The organism is Candidatus Arthromitus sp. SFB-turkey, assembly GCF_001655775.1.
GTDB lineage: Bacteria > Bacillota > Clostridia > Clostridiales > Clostridiaceae > Dwaynesavagella > Dwaynesavagella gallinarum.
In genome coordinates this window covers 30542-48377 of the sequence record NZ_LXFF01000016.1, presented here as the reverse complement: position 1 = coordinate 48377, position 17836 = coordinate 30542, and the positions used below count along the sequence as shown (strand labels likewise).

General features: G+C 24.3%; 18 protein-coding genes. 6 read left to right on the top strand and 12 right to left on the bottom strand.

Annotated elements, in window-relative coordinates:
- Window positions 1-3: 3 nt before the first annotated feature.
- From A6P36_RS08450 to aroF, 7 genes are all read right to left on the bottom strand, one after another.
- Window positions 4-126, bottom strand: coding sequence for a hypothetical protein (locus A6P36_RS08450; protein WP_255363890.1), 123 nt, complete (start codon window positions 124-126; stop codon window positions 4-6).
- Window positions 127-319: 193 nt separating this feature from the next.
- Complete coding sequence (locus tag A6P36_RS02890) at window positions 320-658, bottom strand: hypothetical protein (protein ID WP_066760814.1); 339 nt, start codon at window positions 656-658, stop codon at window positions 320-322.
- A gap of 177 nt (window positions 659-835) precedes the next feature.
- On the bottom strand, window positions 836-2050 hold the full coding sequence (locus A6P36_RS02885) for a DUF4214 domain-containing protein (RefSeq protein ID WP_066760955.1): 1215 nt from the start codon (window positions 2048-2050) through the stop codon (window positions 836-838).
- Window positions 2051-2066: 16 nt separating this feature from the next.
- Entirely contained in the window at window positions 2067-3140 is a 1074-nt protein-coding gene (aroB, locus tag A6P36_RS02880; RefSeq protein WP_066760812.1) for a 3-dehydroquinate synthase, read from the bottom strand.
- Window positions 3116-4261 carry a chorismate synthase gene (gene aroC, locus A6P36_RS02875; protein WP_242861633.1) on the bottom strand — a complete coding sequence of 382 codons (1146 nt, stop codon included), beginning with the start codon at window positions 4259-4261 and terminating at the stop codon, window positions 3116-3118. Before aroC ends, aroB begins: the two co-directional genes overlap by 25 nt.
- Window positions 4262-4267: 6 nt before the next feature.
- The gene (gene aroA / locus A6P36_RS02870; RefSeq protein ID WP_066760810.1) at window positions 4268-5542 is read right to left on the bottom strand and encodes a 3-phosphoshikimate 1-carboxyvinyltransferase; all 1275 of its coding nucleotides are present in this window, start codon (window positions 5540-5542) and stop codon (window positions 4268-4270) included.
- A gap of 20 nt (window positions 5543-5562) precedes the next feature.
- Window positions 5563-6558, bottom strand: a complete 996-nt coding sequence (gene aroF / locus A6P36_RS02865) for a 3-deoxy-7-phosphoheptulonate synthase (protein ID WP_066760808.1) — start codon at window positions 6556-6558, stop codon at window positions 5563-5565.
- 296 nt (window positions 6559-6854) lie between these two features.
- On the opposite strand from aroF, the gene A6P36_RS02860 reads away from it, so the two are divergent.
- Entirely contained in the window at window positions 6855-7739 is an 885-nt protein-coding gene (locus A6P36_RS02860) for a hypothetical protein (protein WP_066760806.1), read from the top strand.
- Between the two features lie 10 nt (window positions 7740-7749).
- Here the strand turns inward: A6P36_RS02860 and A6P36_RS02855 are convergent, their stop codons facing one another.
- Window positions 7750-8076, bottom strand: coding sequence for a hypothetical protein (locus A6P36_RS02855; protein ID WP_066760803.1), 327 nt, complete (start codon window positions 8074-8076; stop codon window positions 7750-7752).
- 53 nt (window positions 8077-8129) lie between these two features.
- On the opposite strand from A6P36_RS02855, the gene A6P36_RS02850 reads away from it, so the two are divergent.
- Both A6P36_RS02850 and A6P36_RS02845 read left to right on the top strand, forming a co-directional pair.
- A complete protein-coding gene (locus A6P36_RS02850; RefSeq protein WP_066760801.1) occupies window positions 8130-8600 on the top strand; it encodes an Lrp/AsnC ligand binding domain-containing protein in 471 nt (156 codons plus the stop codon).
- A 93-nt stretch (window positions 8601-8693) separates the two neighbouring features.
- Window positions 8694-8891 (top strand): DUF378 domain-containing protein, encoded by a 198-nt coding sequence (locus A6P36_RS02845; RefSeq protein WP_066760800.1) that lies wholly within the window; start codon window positions 8694-8696, stop codon window positions 8889-8891.
- 35 nt (window positions 8892-8926) lie between these two features.
- Here A6P36_RS02845 and A6P36_RS02840 read toward each other — a convergent pair whose 3' ends face one another.
- The 3 genes from A6P36_RS02840 to A6P36_RS02830 are packed head-to-tail and all read right to left on the bottom strand — an operon-like array spanning window position 8927 to window position 12216.
- Window positions 8927-10681 (bottom strand): phosphoenolpyruvate carboxykinase, encoded by a 1755-nt coding sequence (locus A6P36_RS02840; RefSeq protein WP_066760799.1) that lies wholly within the window; start codon window positions 10679-10681, stop codon window positions 8927-8929.
- 27 nt (window positions 10682-10708) lie between these two features.
- Complete coding sequence (locus A6P36_RS02835) at window positions 10709-11434, bottom strand: lysophospholipid acyltransferase family protein (RefSeq protein WP_066760951.1); 726 nt, start codon at window positions 11432-11434, stop codon at window positions 10709-10711.
- A gap of 20 nt (window positions 11435-11454) precedes the next feature.
- A complete protein-coding gene (locus tag A6P36_RS02830; RefSeq protein WP_066760798.1) occupies window positions 11455-12216 on the bottom strand; it encodes a lysophospholipid acyltransferase family protein in 762 nt (253 codons plus the stop codon).
- Between the two features lie 189 nt (window positions 12217-12405).
- Between A6P36_RS02830 and A6P36_RS02825 the strand changes: the two genes are divergently transcribed.
- Both A6P36_RS02825 and gltX read left to right on the top strand, forming a co-directional pair.
- Entirely contained in the window at window positions 12406-13236 is an 831-nt protein-coding gene (locus tag A6P36_RS02825) for a ComEC/Rec2 family competence protein (RefSeq protein ID WP_066760795.1), read from the top strand.
- Between the two features lie 58 nt (window positions 13237-13294).
- Window positions 13295-14731, top strand: a complete 1437-nt coding sequence (gltX, locus tag A6P36_RS02820; RefSeq protein WP_066760794.1) for a glutamate--tRNA ligase — start codon at window positions 13295-13297, stop codon at window positions 14729-14731.
- Between the two features lie 13 nt (window positions 14732-14744).
- Here the strand turns inward: gltX and A6P36_RS02815 are convergent, their stop codons facing one another.
- Window positions 14745-15452: a ribonuclease H-like domain-containing protein gene (locus A6P36_RS02815; RefSeq protein ID WP_066760793.1), complete on the bottom strand. Its 708-nt coding sequence runs from the start codon at window positions 15450-15452 to the stop codon at window positions 14745-14747.
- Between the two features lie 156 nt (window positions 15453-15608).
- On the opposite strand from A6P36_RS02815, the gene feoB reads away from it, so the two are divergent.
- Window positions 15609-17456 (top strand): ferrous iron transport protein B, encoded by a 1848-nt coding sequence (gene feoB / locus A6P36_RS02810; RefSeq protein ID WP_082917574.1) that lies wholly within the window; start codon window positions 15609-15611, stop codon window positions 17454-17456.
- Window positions 17457-17836 lie beyond the last annotated feature (380 nt).

Genomic DNA, 17836 nt, shown 5'->3' with positions numbered 1-17836 from the left:
CATCTAAAACATTTTTGGAAAATCTGAAATTTTATAATTTTTTTGAGTAGCTGAAGCACCAATACCAAAAGTTAACGTTAACATTAAAATACCTGACATTAATTTTCTTAAAAAAGTCTTCTTCATTCAAATTAGCCTCTCTTTTAAATTCAAATATTACATGCAACATCTTATAATTAATAAATACTTTTCGCAAACGTTTTATTTTGTAATTTTTTCCATTTAAAACATATTTTAAGTTGTATTCTTTGTTTTATTATTAATATCCATAAAAAATAAATAGGTCGATACAAACTCGACCTATTCAATAAAATATTTACTATTTCAAATTAAAATTTATAAAAGCAACATTAACCACATATTCAGTTAATCCATCACAATTCTTAAATACATTACTCTTAATATTAAAAACCTTAAACTTATTATTAATATTAACTTTATCCATAAAATTTTGAATTTCAAGTTTAATTTGATCTTCGCTTGGCATTTTATTGTATCTAAGAATCAATTTTTTATATTTAAAAACTGGAATATTATTAAATAAATACACTCCATGATTATCATTCTTATCATTATCTTTAAAAAGAAATTTATAGTTCTTGTTATACGATTCTCCTAAAGTTATTTTTGAAAAATTATCTTCGCTATTAAATCTCATTCATAACCAATCTCCCTTACTAAATATATCATATAATTTTATTAAAAATATTCGTTAAGCTATATATTACTTTTCGTTTTCAAAATAATTTTCTTTATAAAATATTTTTGAAATAAATTTTATTTAAAAAATAAAATGTGGTTTAAAATCAACTATTTTTAAACCACATCTAACTATCTATTCTAAACTTTTAACAACAACCGTATCAAAAACATCTTTCGTTTCAAATAAATATGAAGCAATAATTTGAGCATACACACTATACATAAATCTCAAAGTATTTCTCACTCTATCTTTCTCATACAAATTATAAATATAAGTTTGAGAATCATCGAATGTAAATCTTAATTTTGATAAATCAGAACTGAGCATTTTATCTAAAAGTTTTAAATCATCAATTGAATTTATTTTAAATTCAAATTCATGAACCGAAATCCCCTTTGAATCATATTTACTTTGATCACTATATTTTACTTCTAAATCTATAGATTCATTTCCTAAAATAATCTCTGCCTTATTTATAACTTTTCCAAGTCCTCTACTTGTAACGCTCAATCCAAAAGTAACGAAATTTAAATTTTCTCCTTCATTCATCTGCAAAAATGTAGATATATAAACTGCCTTATCTCTATCATATGGAAATACTATTTCGTAATCAAAAGAATGCACCAACCTTTCAACACTATCACCTGATACATTTTTTAATTCTTCATATTTATTATCAATATTATCCTTAATAAATATCGGTAAAATACCATATATATATTCTAAAAATTGTTCTTTATTTTCCACTTGTACATATTGATCATGCAACTCTTTTTCAAGTTCTGAAAATCCTTTATAAAAACTATTTATATATTCTATTTTATCATGCCCATAATCTTCTCGTAATTCTTTAACTCCAAAATTATTTAAATTCTCAAAATCTGATGTAACTTTTAAGCTATCAGCAAATTCATTGAAAAACGCTTCTTTAAACATAATTTTGCATATTTCAACTCTAGCTTTTTTAATATCATTTAACTGTTCATTTTGTTCATTTAATTTACCAAGCCAATAATTTTTCTCTTCTTCAGAAGGCGCTCTATTTAACAAAACAGTATATATCATTTCCAAAAAACTTTCGTCAGTTATTTCTCTAGATAAAAATTCTTCTCCTGATAAAATAGATATCATATAATCATACAACGATTTTTCATGATTTCTTATCAAATAACTCCAATATTCAACACCAACATCATCAGAAACATCTCTATCTAAGAATATTTCATAAGTTTTAGATACAAAATCATCCACAGAATTATATAAAGTATCCGCCTTTACAACAGCCATATTCAAAACCAAACATAAAAGAGCTCCAGATAATATTTTATAAATTTTTTTCCTTAACATAAATCCTCCATCATATTTAAAAACAATGTCTAGAATAATTAATCTTCTTAACTTCATCAAGTGAAAACATATATTCCAAAACTTTTGAACAACCAGTCGGAAGAATAAAACTTATTTTTTCAGATTTATTCTTTTTATCTCTAAGCAATGCCTCATAAAATAAATCACTACTAAATAAACTTACATCAATGCTTACTCTAAATTTTTTCAAAATGTCCATTATATAATTAAAATATTCTTCATCAATAATTCCAATTTCATATGCTATACATGTTTCATAAAACATTCCTACAAAAACAGCTTCGCCATGAGTATACAAACTATAATTAGTTACACTTTCTAAAGCATGTCCTATCGTGTGACCATAATTAAGAATTTTTCTTAAAGAAAAATCATATTCATCTTGCTCTACAATATTAGTTTTAAATTTACAACTCTTTAATACTACTTTTTTCATAACATCAACATCTAAATTTAAAATATTATCTAAATTATTTTTTATATAGTCTAAAAATTCATATTCAAAGACTATACCATATTTTATAGCTTCAGCCAACCCTGAAACCAATTCCCTTTTTGAAATTGTATTTAAAAATTTAGTATCTATAATAATTTCTTTTGGATGATAAAATGTACCAATTAAATTTTTACACTCTTTAATATTTAAAGCATTTTTCCCACCAATAGAGCTATCTATTTGTGCAAGAAATGTAGTCGGAACATTAATAAATTTAATTCCTCTCATATATACAGAAGAAACAAATCCAACAATATCCCCTATAATTCCTCCACCAATTCCTATTAAAACTGAATTTCTTAAATGATTCCTAAAATTTAATTTTTTAATTATCAATAACGCATTATCTATATCTTTATTTTTTTCATTACATTCAAATAAGTATATATCCTCTAAACTTACATTACATAAAATCTCTTTGAAGTAAATATCATAAAATTTTTCATAAATGAACTTATCTATAACAAAAAAACATTTATTGTTTTCTATTGTTGATTTTAAATTCCCTAAAATATCTTGTCCAATAATTATATCACATTTACAATTGCTCAAATTGAGAACGAATTTTTCCAATTATTAATCACTTCCCTCAAACTATCCCCTGAAAATTTTTTCAAAAACTCCTGACATATAACTGTAAGAGCAACACTTTCACCAATAATTGAAGCTGATGGAATTACAGTACAATCACTTCTTTCAACACTTGCAAAATCTTCTTGCTTCGTACAAATATTTACAGTTTTTAACGGAGCATATAACGTTGGTATAGGTTTGTGATAACACCTTATAATTATTTCCTCTCCATTACTCATTCCACCTTCTATCCCACCAGCCATATTAGAATTCCTTTTATATTTTCCATTTTCATAAACTATTTCATCATGTGATATAGAACCTTCTTTACAACATGTTTCTAATCCATCTCCAAACTCAATTGCCTTCATTGAATTTATGCTAATTAATGCTCCAGCTAACAAAGCATCCAACTTACGATCATACTGAACATAACTTCCAAGTCCAACAGGTACATTTTTAATTCTTATCTCATATGCACCTCCCAATGTATCTCCATTTTTTTTCGCATAATCAATAAGCTTTATCATTTTTTTACGTATAGTCTCATCTAAACATCTCAATTCATGCTTATAACTTTCCTTTATTTGATTAAAATGATATTTTTTATCATTATAAATATTTCCTATCCTTATAACATGAGATGCGCTTTCAATACCAAAATTCTTTAAAAACTGAGCACAAATAACTCCTATTGAAACTCTAACGGCTGTTTCTCTGGCACTACTTCTCTCTAAAACATTACGGCAATCCTCAAAATCATATTTAATAATTCCTGATAAATCACCATGTCCAGGTCTTGGTTTTAAAACTTTTTTTTCATCAACATTACAACTTATAGGATCCATGAATTTTTCCCAATTTTTGTAATCTCTATTACGTATAATAAACGAAATGGGAGAACCTATAGTTTTAGAATTTCTTATGCCTGATATAAATTCAATTTCATCACTTTCAATTTTCATACGGTCTCCACGTCCATATGAATTTTGACGCATTTTTAGAATTTTATTAATTTCGTCAACATTTATATGTACATTTGAAGGAAATCCTTCAATCACTCCAATTAAACCCTTACCATGAGACTCACCAGCTGTAAAGTATCTTAAAATTAAAACCACCTCTACTTATTTAAAAATTTCATTCAACTTTTCATAAAACATAGGAAAAGAAATATCAACACAATCTTTATTTTCAATTACAATATCTTCTCCACTTAAATAAGCCAAAATAGTTAAAGACATTGCAATTCTATGATCATTATAACTATTTACTTTTGCCCCTTTAATTTTTCTTCCACCGTGTATTCTAATTCCATTTTTAGTTTCACAAATATCTATATTTAATTTTCTAAATTCTTTAACAATGCTAGTGATTCTATCACTTTCTTTATATCTTAATTCCTCAACATCTTCTATACTGCTCTCTCCATTTACCAAAGAACACAAAACACATATTATAGGAATTTCATCAATAAGCCTCGGTATAATATCTCCACTTATTGAAATTGGTCTTAATCTGGATGTACCATAAACTTTTATATCACACATTTTTTCATAACAATTTTCACGAACATTCAATAACTCAACATTTACACCCATACATTTTAAAACATCAATTATACCTGTTCTAGTTTCATTTATTCCAACATTTTTAATCAAAACTTCTGACCCATCAATTCCAGCAGCCAATACCATAAAAAAACTTGCAGAAGAAATATCTCCTGGAATAAAAATATCACTAGCAATTAATTCGCCTTTTTCAATACATATAACTCCATCTTCAAAACTAATATTTGAACCAAAATATTTTAACATTCTTTCAGTATGATCACGAGTCTTTATATTTTCAAATATTTTGGTTACTGAATCTGCATATAGTCCTGCAAATAAAATAGAAGATTTAACCTGAGCACTGTCAACCTCCATTTTATAACAAATTGATTTTAAATCATTTCCTTCTATATAAATAGGTGCAAACCTTTCACTATTTTTTGCAAATATGTTAGCTCCCATAAGGGAAAGAGGTTTTATTATTCTATCCATAGGTCTTTTTCTTAAGGAAATATCTCCATCAATTATCGATTTAAATTTATATCCACTTAAAATTCCACTCAAAAGCCTCATTGTAGTTCCTGAATTTCTAGCGTCTAAAACTCCATCATAGAATTTAAAAGAATATAATCCATTTCCATATACCAAAACATTTTCTTTATTTACCTCAATTTTAACTCCTAAATTCTTCAAACAATTTAATGTACTTATAGAATCATGACTAAACAAAAAATTACTAATTTTAGTTATACCTTTTGATATAGAAGCAATCATAAGAGCTCTATGTGATATAGATTTATCTCCTAAAATTTCAATTTCTGATTTAATTCTTTTCAATCTTCTATTCAAAGTTTTATCCCTCCAAAAAACTAAAATAAAACTTCTCTTATTTTATCAATTTTACAACTCATCTCTTTAAAACGCTTAAATTTTATAGATTGATTCCCATCAGACAGTGCTTTTTCTGGCTCGTCATGAACTTCAACCATAATTCCATCACATCCAGCTGAAACTCCTGCTAAAGCTAATGGCTCAACTAAATCATAACTTCCTGAGGCATGACTAGGATCAACTATAATCGGAAGATGAGAAATTTTTTTCACAAGAGGAATCACAGATACATCTAAAGTATTTCTTGTCATTTTCTCAAATGTTCTAATTCCTCGCTCACAAAGAATTACATTCATATTACCATTTGAAACTATGTACTCTGCACTAAGTAAAAACTCTTCTACAGTAGCAGACAATCCTCTTTTAAGTAAAATTGGTTTTTTAAGTTTCCCTAAATGTTTTAACAATTCATAATTTTGCATATTACGTGTACCAACTTGGATTATATCAACATACTCATTAAATAAATCAATATGGTCTATAGAAACTATTTCACTAACAATTTTAACATTAAGCTCATCTGCAACTTTTCTCATAACTTTTAATGCATTTTCTCCAATTCCTTGAAAAAAATAAGGAGAAGTCCTAGGTTTAAATGCTCCTCCTCTTATAATATTAACACCAAAATTTTTTAAAGTCGCAGCTATATTTCTAAAAATATTTTCATTTTCAAAAGAACATGGCCCTCCAATTTTTTGAAAATTTCCGCCACCAATTTTAAAATCCCCTACATTTATAACCGTATCTTCATTTTTAAATTCCCTGCTCACAAACTTGTACGGTTTATTAATTTCAATTATTTTATCTATTCCAGATATTTTCTCTTGAATAATTTCTTTTGAAACATCTTGTAACAGGTAAATACCTCTTTTTTCTTTTCCAAAATCAAAATTTATATAATTAAATTTTGAAACAAATTCAATATTTCTTTCAATACACTCACATGAAATGTTTTCTTTAAAAAATATAAACATTACTCCTCCTATTATTAAATTTTTATATAAAAATCCCATGTAAATACATAAATAAATTTAAAAAAAAAAAAAAAAAAAAAAAAAAAAAAAAAAAATTTTTTTTTTTTTTTTTTAAATTTTTAAAAAAAAATATTATAAAATAATCAATATTAAAAAACTAATTTATAATATAGACAATCTTTTTAAAGTAATTACTTAATTTTAAATATTTATTTTAATGAAATCAAATATTAAATAAAGTATAATTTCAGTAATTTAAAAATATATTAAATTAAAACAATCTTAAAGGATTTAATATGTCTAAAACTTTCCTTAAGGGAATGTATTATATACCAACTAATGATGAAGATCCATATACTATTTTAAAAAATGCTAATAAAAATAAATTAAATTTTATAATAATTGAATATACTAATAATGATTTATTTAAAAATATTTCTAATAATAAAAAACAACTTTCAAAATTATTTTATATACAAGAAAAAATAAGCTCATTTGAAAAAAAATATAAAAACACAATAGGTATACTTTGTTTTAAATGCCGTTCAGTAATAGGGCCTATTAGAATCCTTCTCTCAAAAAGTATCTTTAGAGGCGAAATATTTAAATTACAAAACTTTTACTTATGGTGCTATTTAAATAATCCAACATTAATTCTTTCTAATAACAACTATTATCACATAGAAAATGAAAATATCAAAAAATATTTTACACTTCACTCAGATAATTTTTTAAAATCAACAGATAACTACATAACTTTATTAAACAAAAATCTAAAGCTAACACCTATATACACAAATAATGGATTTATATTTATAAAAAATATTAATAATTCAATGTTCGATTTTTCAAAATTAAAACAACACATAATTACAGAAATTAAAAATGGCAATTTTTATATTTCTAATTCAGATAAATATTATTTAAATTTTAATGTCACCTCTTCAAAAAACAAACCTTTAAAAATTAATATTGAAATAAATAATTCTGATTTTCTAAATCAAAAATTTGTTTTAATAAACAATCAAAATCAAATTATTAAGAATCAGGATTTATATAATTTGAAAAATATTTCCTATAATTTTGAAATAAAAAATAGTGCAAATAAATTCCTCATTTTTAAAATAATCTCTAAAAATGGTCTATTTGCACTTACTTCACCAATTTATATAAACAATTAAATAAAATTTATTAAACTTTCTTATTCATTTTAGCTCTATTTGGCTTTGGTTTTGGTCTATTTTGTATAACCTTTTTGTTTTTATTCTTAATTTTTTCACGACGCTCATCCATAAAAATATCAATAAACCACAAAATCAATATAAAATACAACCACTGAATTATATACATTACAAATAATGGAAGATTAACAAAAAATGAAGCTCCAATTACTAATAAAAACAAAATCAATATTATCAACTTATTAACTTTTATATTTGATAAAACAAATATTTTCAACAAATTATAGCTAATAAGAGATATAAACACAAACAAAATAATGCTTAAAAAATTATTCATTTGATAACCTCCTATAATTAAATACAATAAGCTATTAAAAGGAGTGGAACTATTTGAACTCACAAATTTTCAATAACTTAGATAAATTAGACTTAGATATCTTAGATATTTTAATAAAAGATTGTAAAACACCTTATCTTGAAATAGCAAGAATGTGTCATGTTAGTGGTGGCACTATACACGTTAGAATAAAAAAAATGGAAGATTTAGGTATACTACTCGGATACAATTTACTTCTCGATTTACCCAAACTTGGTTTTGATGTTTGTTGTTTTGTTGGAATATTTACCAATGGTGCATCGTCTCTCCCTGAAATAATAAAAGAAATGCAAAAAATAAACGAAATAGTAGAATTACATTTAACGACTGGCGATTTCGAAATATTTATAAAAGTTATATGTAGAAATATTACACATCTCCAAGACATTTTAATTAATCATATAAATAAAATTAAAGGAATTCATAGAACAAATGCATTTATATCATTGAGTCAAAAAATAAACAGAAATATAATTTTAAACTGAAATTCCATCCATTTACTTAATATTTAAATTTAGTTTAGAGAATACTAAATTAGTATTAAGTAAAATTTTTTAATAAGGAAGGAGTTCACAATTATGAAATTTTTAAATAGCATAGCTCTATTACTTGTAATTGTTGGTGCACTTAATTGGGGATCAATTGGTTTCTTTAAATTTGATTTCATTTCATATCTTTTCGGACAATTAACACTTACAAGTAGAATAATATTTTCATTAGTTGGTATATGCGGTATATATTCTATTAAATTTCTTTTAGAAAATATTTCTGATTAACTATGTAATAACCAAATTAAAGAACATAACATTCTTTAATTTGGTTTATTTTTTATCATATCAAATAAATTCAGAGCAGCATTTTTAGGACCATCTTTTTCCATTCCATCAATTCCAAGACAAGTTTTTATTTCACCGATTTTAACATCAAACTCAAACATCTTTTTAAAATATTTATCAAGTAATATATCTGTTTCATCTTTCTTTTGCATAGGACCAAATGGATTTGCAAAATATGAAGAAACTAATCCTTTTTCATGTGTTGTTCCTTTTGCAAATCTATTTCCATCTCTAAAAACTTTTATTACATCTTGAAGTTGATTTTTAGAATATAATTTTATAGTTCCATTTTCTGCCTTTTCATAATTATTTGCATATAAAAATAAATCTACTTTATTTCCCATAATAATATCACGATAATTTGAAACAGGCATCACAAGTCTCGCATTAGTTTTATCTGGATTCATAAATATACTTCTATCTATTTCTTTGAAGGCATATCCTTGATCTAAATCATCCAATCTTACAAAAGCTCCAATTTCCGTTCCATATCCATACACACCATCATGTGCAATCTTCAAAACACCCATGTCATCGAATATTATTGTCATATCTGAAATATATTCTTCACCTAAACTTCTAAAAGCTTCTAATGATTCTGATTTACCAGCTCCAGAATCACCAACAATAACAATATTTGATGATGTTCCATCTTTTAAAGTAATAGAAACCATTGCTCCATGAATTGGTAAATACCCTCTTTTAATCATAGAAATATTATGAAGTGTAAGAGTCATCTTTTTCAAATATCCAAAATAATCAACTTCTTTACTATAAGTAACCAATCCAACTAAAATTTCATTATCCTTATCATCATAAAAAACAGTTTTATGTTCTTTATTTTTATCTATTGTAATATCTTCCGCACCATATAAATAAACGATATCAGGCTTTACTCCAATATACTCATCTCTATGAGCCATTTCAAACAGATTAGATAAAGCTATTCCGTTTGCCATAAAGTCTCTATGAAAATAAATAAATGCTAAAAGTTCACCAACTTTTGCAGGATAACAAAACCAATTTTCACTTTCAATTTCACAATTTAAAAGTGGATTCTCAAAAATTTCCTCAAAAGAACCACTTCTTGTATTTTTTTTAGGATAAGAAATAAATGGTGTTTCCAAAGATATTGTATCCATAAATTTAATATCCTTAACGATTTCATAATTTTTAAAATCCCAACTATAATTATTAAGAACAATAGAAGCATTATTTCCAGATTTCAATTGCCTGTAAACAAGTGGCTCCTTAGCTGTAACAGAGTTTTTTACCTTCCTATATAATTCCATAATAAGATTTGTAAATCTAGTATTTGCACTGACAAACCCAAGCTTTATAATACCTTCACTTACAGAGTTTTGAGTAAGAATTGTATATCTTTCAAGTTTTATCCAATAAGAATAAAAATCTTCAATTAAAGCATCAAATTTATATTTATCTTCAAGAATATGAGCGTATTTAATTTTCATATCAACTACTTCTTGTCTATCAAAAATTGTTAACAACTCAATTATTTTTATAAGTGAAGATATAAACTCGTCTAAATTTTCAATTCCTCTCAAAAAATATTTAAAAATATTATCTTTTCTTTCTATTTTTTTGTTCAAATAATGAGTCAAAACATTTTTAAATCCATTACTCTCAAGTATATCCTCAAAATTATTACAATATTTTTTAGTAAAGTTCATCATAACTTTATCATTACTAAGCGAAAATTCTCTTATCATAATATAAATTTCACTCCTTTTTAAAACTTAAATAAGAGTTTTATATTTATCATTAATTTTTTCCCTAACTAAAATGTGTATATTTTTAATTTCTTCTTTGGTTAATTCATTAATATCAATAGGATCTAAAAAACAAACTCTTACACTTCCTTTAGTTATCCTATTGCTATTATCTTCATAAACACTTCTTGTCCCACTTAAAGCTATAGGAAGAATTTTTGCATTTGATTTTAAAGCAAGTTTAAAACTTCCTTTTTTAAATTCCCCCATTTCTCCTGTTTTACTCCTAGTTCCTTCTGGATAAACACACATACATATTCCACTTTTTAAATTTTCAATGGCATTGTTTAATTTTTCGATACTATCTCTTGTATTTTCTCTATCAATAAATACAGAACCACTTGTTCTCATCCACTCACTTAAAATTGGAACTTTTGATAATTCTTTTTTAGATACAAAAGCTACGTGTTTTGGAAATGCTTTTAATATTGATGCAATATCAGCCATTCCCAAATGATTTGATACTAACAAATAAGTTTGATCTATATCTATTTTCTCCTGTCCTATTACCTCAAAACTTGTTTTAGAACTATTAAATATTGAATCTGCATAATATTTATCAGCCTTTTCTGCTAATTTCATAAATTTATCTCTATTACTATCTTTCTTATATTTTTTTAATCTTCTCAAATTAAATGCCATATAAATGTAAAATTTAATAGTTAAACTTCCATAAGCTAATCTCTTACCCAATATATCTAGTCCTTTCATATTTAAGCAAAACTTTTTATGTCGTTTTTACTCTTCAATTGATTAAGTTCTTTATATTTCTCATCAATTAAATTTCTTACTGTCTTATGAAGATTTGAACACTCCTCAGAACTTAAATTTTCAATGTCAATTGGATCTAAAAAAGCAACTATTACATCGCCTTTAGTTATTTTATTGTTATTATCTTCATAGACACTCCTTGTACCACTTAAAACTACTGGCAAAATTTTTACTTTTGACTTAAGCGCAAGTCTAAAACTACCCTTTTTAAATTCTCCAACTTCTCCTGTTATACTTCTTGTACCTTCTGGAAAAATACACATAGATATTCCACCTTTTAAAGTTTCAATTCCTCTATTTAAAATTTCAACAGACTCTCTAATATTTTCTCTATCTAAGAAGATACATCCTCCTACCTGAAACCATCTTCCAAAAATTGGTATGTTGGATAATTCTTTTTTTGCAATAAATACAAAATATTTCGGAAAACTTCTTATAATCGCTGCAATATCTACAATGCTCGAATGATTTGACACAATTAAATATGTCTCATCAAAATTCACATTCTCTTCTCCCAAAATTTTAAAATTACATTTTGAACTTTTAAAAATCGCATCAGAATAATATTTAAAAGAAGTTCGTCCTAACTTATGAAATTCTTTCGTATTTCCATTTTCTTTAAGACGTTTAAATTTTTTAAAATTAATTATCATATAAGTAAAAAACTTTGCCATTAACGCCCAGTAAACTAATTTTTTAATCAATATGTTTAATCCTCTCACTTTTCAAATCTAAAATAATTTCAACGCTTGGTCTTATTATATTAACTCCATATAAGAAATTACAAGAAAAAAAAATTTTTTCAATTAATTATGATTTTTATTTTACGAATATTTTATCTATATTATGAAAAAATCCTTAAAAGCATAATAATTATCTTTGGAGTCTTAGTTATGAAAAATTTTTTTAAAATTATATTTTTAATTTTTATTTTCTCTCTTAATTCATGTTCCTCAAAAGATGATATTGCAAAAATATTTTTCTTTGATGTAAATCAAGGAGATTCTAGTTTTGTAACCTACAATAATATTTCTATTTTAATTGATACTGGTGAAAAAATTTTTACAAATGATGTAATAAAAATTTTAAAATCAAAAAATATAAAAAATATAGACTACCTTATACTAACTCACGACCATTCTGACCATTCATCTGGTTTTTTCGAAATTTATGATAATTTTAAAATTAAAAATTTAATTCTACCAGACACTCTAAGAGATGAAACCTTTAATGAAATTGAAAATTTTCTAGAAAATTCAAATATTACAATAAATTACATAAAAAATCCTTCAAACCTAAAAATCTCAAACAACTTTAATATAAAATTTTTATCATCATTTAAAAATACTCCGGAAGAATTTAACGACTCTTCTCTTGTATTCAAATTAAGTATTAATGATTTTGATGTACTTTACACTGGAGACATTGAAGAAAATGGACAACTTAATGTTTTAAATCAAGATCTTAAAAGTGAAATTTTAAAAGTTCCTCATCACGGAGCTTACAATAATGATAAAAATAATGTAGAAAAATTCTTAACTAAAGTAAATCCATTAGTTTCTATAATAAGTGTTGGATCTAATTCATACGGTCACCCAAGCAAAAACACATTAAACATACTTAATACTTTAAATTCTAAAATTTTAAGAACTGATGAAGTAGGAAATATTCTTATAACTTGTAATTTTGAAAATGATTCACTGACTATAGATACCTTTTTTTAATATTTTAGTAATTCCATTTTTCGTGTATAATTTATATAAAATTTCAAGGAGGTATTTTATGATTAGAACTAGATTTGCTCCGAGTCCAACTGGATATATGCACATAGGAAATTTAAGAACAGCTTTATATACATATTTAATTGCTAAAAAGCAAAATGGAAAATTTATTTTAAGAATAGAAGACACAGATACTGAACGTTATGTACACGGAGCAATTGATATTATTTTAGATGTTTTAAAAGATACAGGTTTAAATTACGATGAAGGTCCTAATATTGGCGGAGACTTTGGACCTTATGTTCAAAGTGAACGAAAACATATATATGAAAAATATGCTGAAAAATTAGTTGAACAAGGAAACGCATATTACTGTTTTTGTAAAGATGATAGACTTTCAAAATTAAGAGAAGAGGCTTTAAAAAATAATACTGTATTTAAATACGATAAACATTGTTTGAATTTAACTAAAGAAAAAATTAAGAAAAAAATTGAAAATGGAGAACCATATGTAATAAGACAAAATAATCCAATTGAAGGAACAACAACTTTCAATGATATTTTATATGGAGAAATTACTGTTCCAAACTTTGAACTTGAAGATATGATTTTACTTAAAACTGATAAAATGCCAACATACAATTTTGCAAATGTAATAGATGATCATTTAATGAACATAACCCATATTGTTCGTGGTAAAGAATATCTATCTTCTGCCCCTAAGTATCAAAGATTGTATGAAGCTTTTTCATGGGAAGTTCCAACATATATCCATTGCCCACACATAATGAAAAATGAAACTGAGAAACTTTCTAAAAGAAATGGAGATGCTTCTTATAATGATTTAATTGAAAAAGGATATTTAAGTGAAGCAATAATTAATTATATTGCTCTTTTAGGTTGGAGCCCTGATTCTAATGAAGAATTTTTTACATTAGAAGAACTTATTAAAAATTTCAATTATGAAAACATTTCTAAATCATCATCAATTTTTGATATTAAAAAACTTAAATGGATGAATTCTGAATACATAAAAAAAATGGATAAAGAAAAATTCCATAACATGGCATATAAATATTATGAAAATATACCAAAACAAATTGATAAACATTTACTGTCAGAAATGCTTCAAAATAGAATTGAAATTTTTACACAAATTCCAGATATAATTGATTTTTTAATTGAACTACCTGACTATGATTTATCAATTTTTGAACACAAAAAAATGAAAACAACAATTGAATCTTCAAAAAAAGTTTTAACAGAAATACTTCCTATTTTTGAAAATACAAATGATTACTCTATAGAAAATTTAAACTCTTTACTAAATTCGTATATAAGCGAAAATTCTTACAAAAATGGATTCGTATTATGGCCAATTAGATGCGCATTATCTGGAAAAATCTCAAGTCCTGGAGGATCTTCAGAACTTGCATATCTTTTCCAAAAAGATGAAACTCTAAGAAGAATTAAAATTGCAATAAATAAACTTAATTAAACAAAAAGAAGACTCACGAAATATCTTCTGAGTCTTCTTTATCTTCTAAATGCTTACCTTCTAAAACAAACTTCTTTATTTTTTTCCACTTCACACATATATAAAATAAATTAATGACATCATCTAAATTATAATTTAAAATCTTATTAATTTTTTCTTCGGGAACTCTATTTATATAATCTCTATCCTTAATAATCTTCGCAAAAGTTTTTGCAATTGTAACTCCACTCATTAACTCATTTTTTCTATTGATACCAGCAATTTTTTCAAGATTTTTAAGTCCAATATTTTCTTTATTATTAGAAATTTTCGCAAATTCTTTCTGTAAATCAATTTCCTTAAAATAATTTTTTATATCAAAATCTATTTTATACTTATTAAAAAGATAATTTATAACAGTAAAGTCATTATTTCCTGAAAATGTAACTATATATTTTTTCTTCAATTCTGAATACATTTTTTGAAAATAATCTTTAGCCATTAAAAGCAACGTATGTACTTCATATTTATTTTCTATCATATATTGAGTGATAATTAATTTATTTAAATTCTCATCATAATAACAACATCCAAAAATACCAATACAAACAGGTTTTTTATAAACATAATGCTCTAAATCAAAATAAATAGCATTTTTAAATACCTCTGGATCATCTTCTTCATTCAAAACATCACTTAAATCAAATTCTTCTACATCATAACATTGCTCTAATATCTTCATAAAAATTACCGCTCATTTCTTTAACAAATTACATTACTATTATAAAATCAAGGTACTAATAAAACAATATAATTTTAAAATATTTAATTTTGTTATTGATATTCTTTATCATTAAGCATAACATATTTATCATTAATTTAATTTCTAGGAGTCATTATGAGAAAATTTTTCAATTCAACTTCAGAAGTATTAGTTGGACAAACTTATAAAGTTAAAACAATATTAGGAAACAATTTATTAAAAAAACGTTTAAATTCTCTTGGAATTTTAGAAAATTCTGAAATTAAAATATATAAGAAAGCACCTTTTGGCGATCCAATTGTAATTAAAATTAATAATTCAACAATTGCACTTAGAAAAAAAATCTTTAAAAACATAATTATGGATTTACCTGGAATCTATTCTCTTGATTCCATATCTATTGAAGAAAAAATTGCACTAGACTACATAAAAAATGAAAATCCTTCAATAATATTAAATATTTTAGATTCATCAAACTTATATAGAAACTTATTTCTAACATTTCAATTAAAACAATTTAATATTCCAATTATACTAGTTTTAAACATGATTGACATAGCTGAAAAAAATAATATCCATATAGATTCAAAAAAATTATCTGATTTATTAAATTGTCCAGTTTTTCTAATAAATGCAAACAAAAAACAAGGTACTTTAAATTTAGAAAACTATTTAAAAAATACAAACTTTAAATCCATGAAATTTTCTAAAAATGCAGATTATAATTTTTCAAACTCTAAAGACATATACAAAAAAATTGATTCTATATTAAATATTTGTGTAAAAACAACAAAATCAAACAACAACAATTTTACTGAAAAATTAGATTTAATACTAATGAATAAATTTTTATCAGTACCGATTCTTATTCTTATATTCTTTCTAATTTTCAAAATAACCTTTTCTTGGATTGGTGGTCCTCTTTCCGATATATTGGATAATTTTATTTCTAATACATTAACTCCCTTTATTGAAAATTTATTATCAAATTCATCTGAATTGTTTAAATCATTTATCTTAGATGGAATTATTGGAGGTATTGGATCTATTATAGTTTTTTTACCCATAATACTAACAATGTTTATATGTTTAACATTTCTTGAAAGTTGCGGTTATATAGCTCGTGCTGCAACAATTATAGATAAATTTATGAGAATTTTTGGTTTATCTGGAAAAGCATTTCTTCCAATAATTATGAGTTTCGGATGTACAGTTCCAGCTATTATGGCAACTAGAACATTTGAAAATGAAAAAGATAGAAAAACATGTATATTCTTACTTCCTCTTATGAGTTGTAACGCAAGACTACCTGTTTATATTCTTTTTACAAGTATATTTTTTAAAAACAATAGAGAACTTGTAATAATGAGTTTATATCTTCTTGGAATAATAATTTCAATAATTATAGGTTTAATAATGAATCTATTTTCTAAAGAACAAAATTCTGAAATTTTTATATTAGAAATACCAGATTACAAAATTCCAAGTTTATCATACATGATAAAAGAATCTCTAAACAAAATATCATCTTTCTTCAAAAAAATTGGTACTTTAATATTTTCAATTTCAATTATAATTTGGTTCTTATCAAATTTTAATTTTTCAGGTTTTACATCAATTGAAAATAGTTTTTTATTCTCAATAGGAAATATTTTTGCTCCTATTTTTATTCCTCTTGGATTTGGATTTTGGCAAGCAAGTGTTTCTTTATTAACTGGATTAATGGCAAAAGAAGTTATTATAAGTTCAATGGGTGTTATTTTTGGATCTAATTTAGATTTTATATTACCATCTTTCTTTACTCCAGTATCATCAATTTCATTTTTAGTATTTGTACTTTTATATACTCCTTGTATATCAGTATTATCAACAATAAAACACGAATACGGAACAAAACTTATGCTTACATCTGTAATATATCAACTTGCACTTGCATACTCTGTTTCATTTCTTGTTTTTAATATTTTAAATATAATTTGGTGATTTATATGGATAAAATAATTATTTTTTGTTCGCTAATTTTCAGCGTTTACTACATATTAAAATCAATATTCAAAAATAAATCCTGTTCTAAAAATTGTAATCAATGCAAAAAACAAAATCAAATTGAAATTATAAACAAAACTAAAAAAAAGGTTGAAAAATTATAAACATTTTTCAACCTCTTTTTATTTACATGAAACTCCTAAATTGTTAGAATTAAAACACTTATAAAATTAATTTTTAAATTATTCCACAATTTTTAGATGTTTATACACAATTTTTTGTGAATAATTTTATATTTTAATTAATTATTCCAAAAAATATAATTTAAAAACTATATTTTCAAAAGTTATCCACATGCTAAATGTTTATATGTTAAT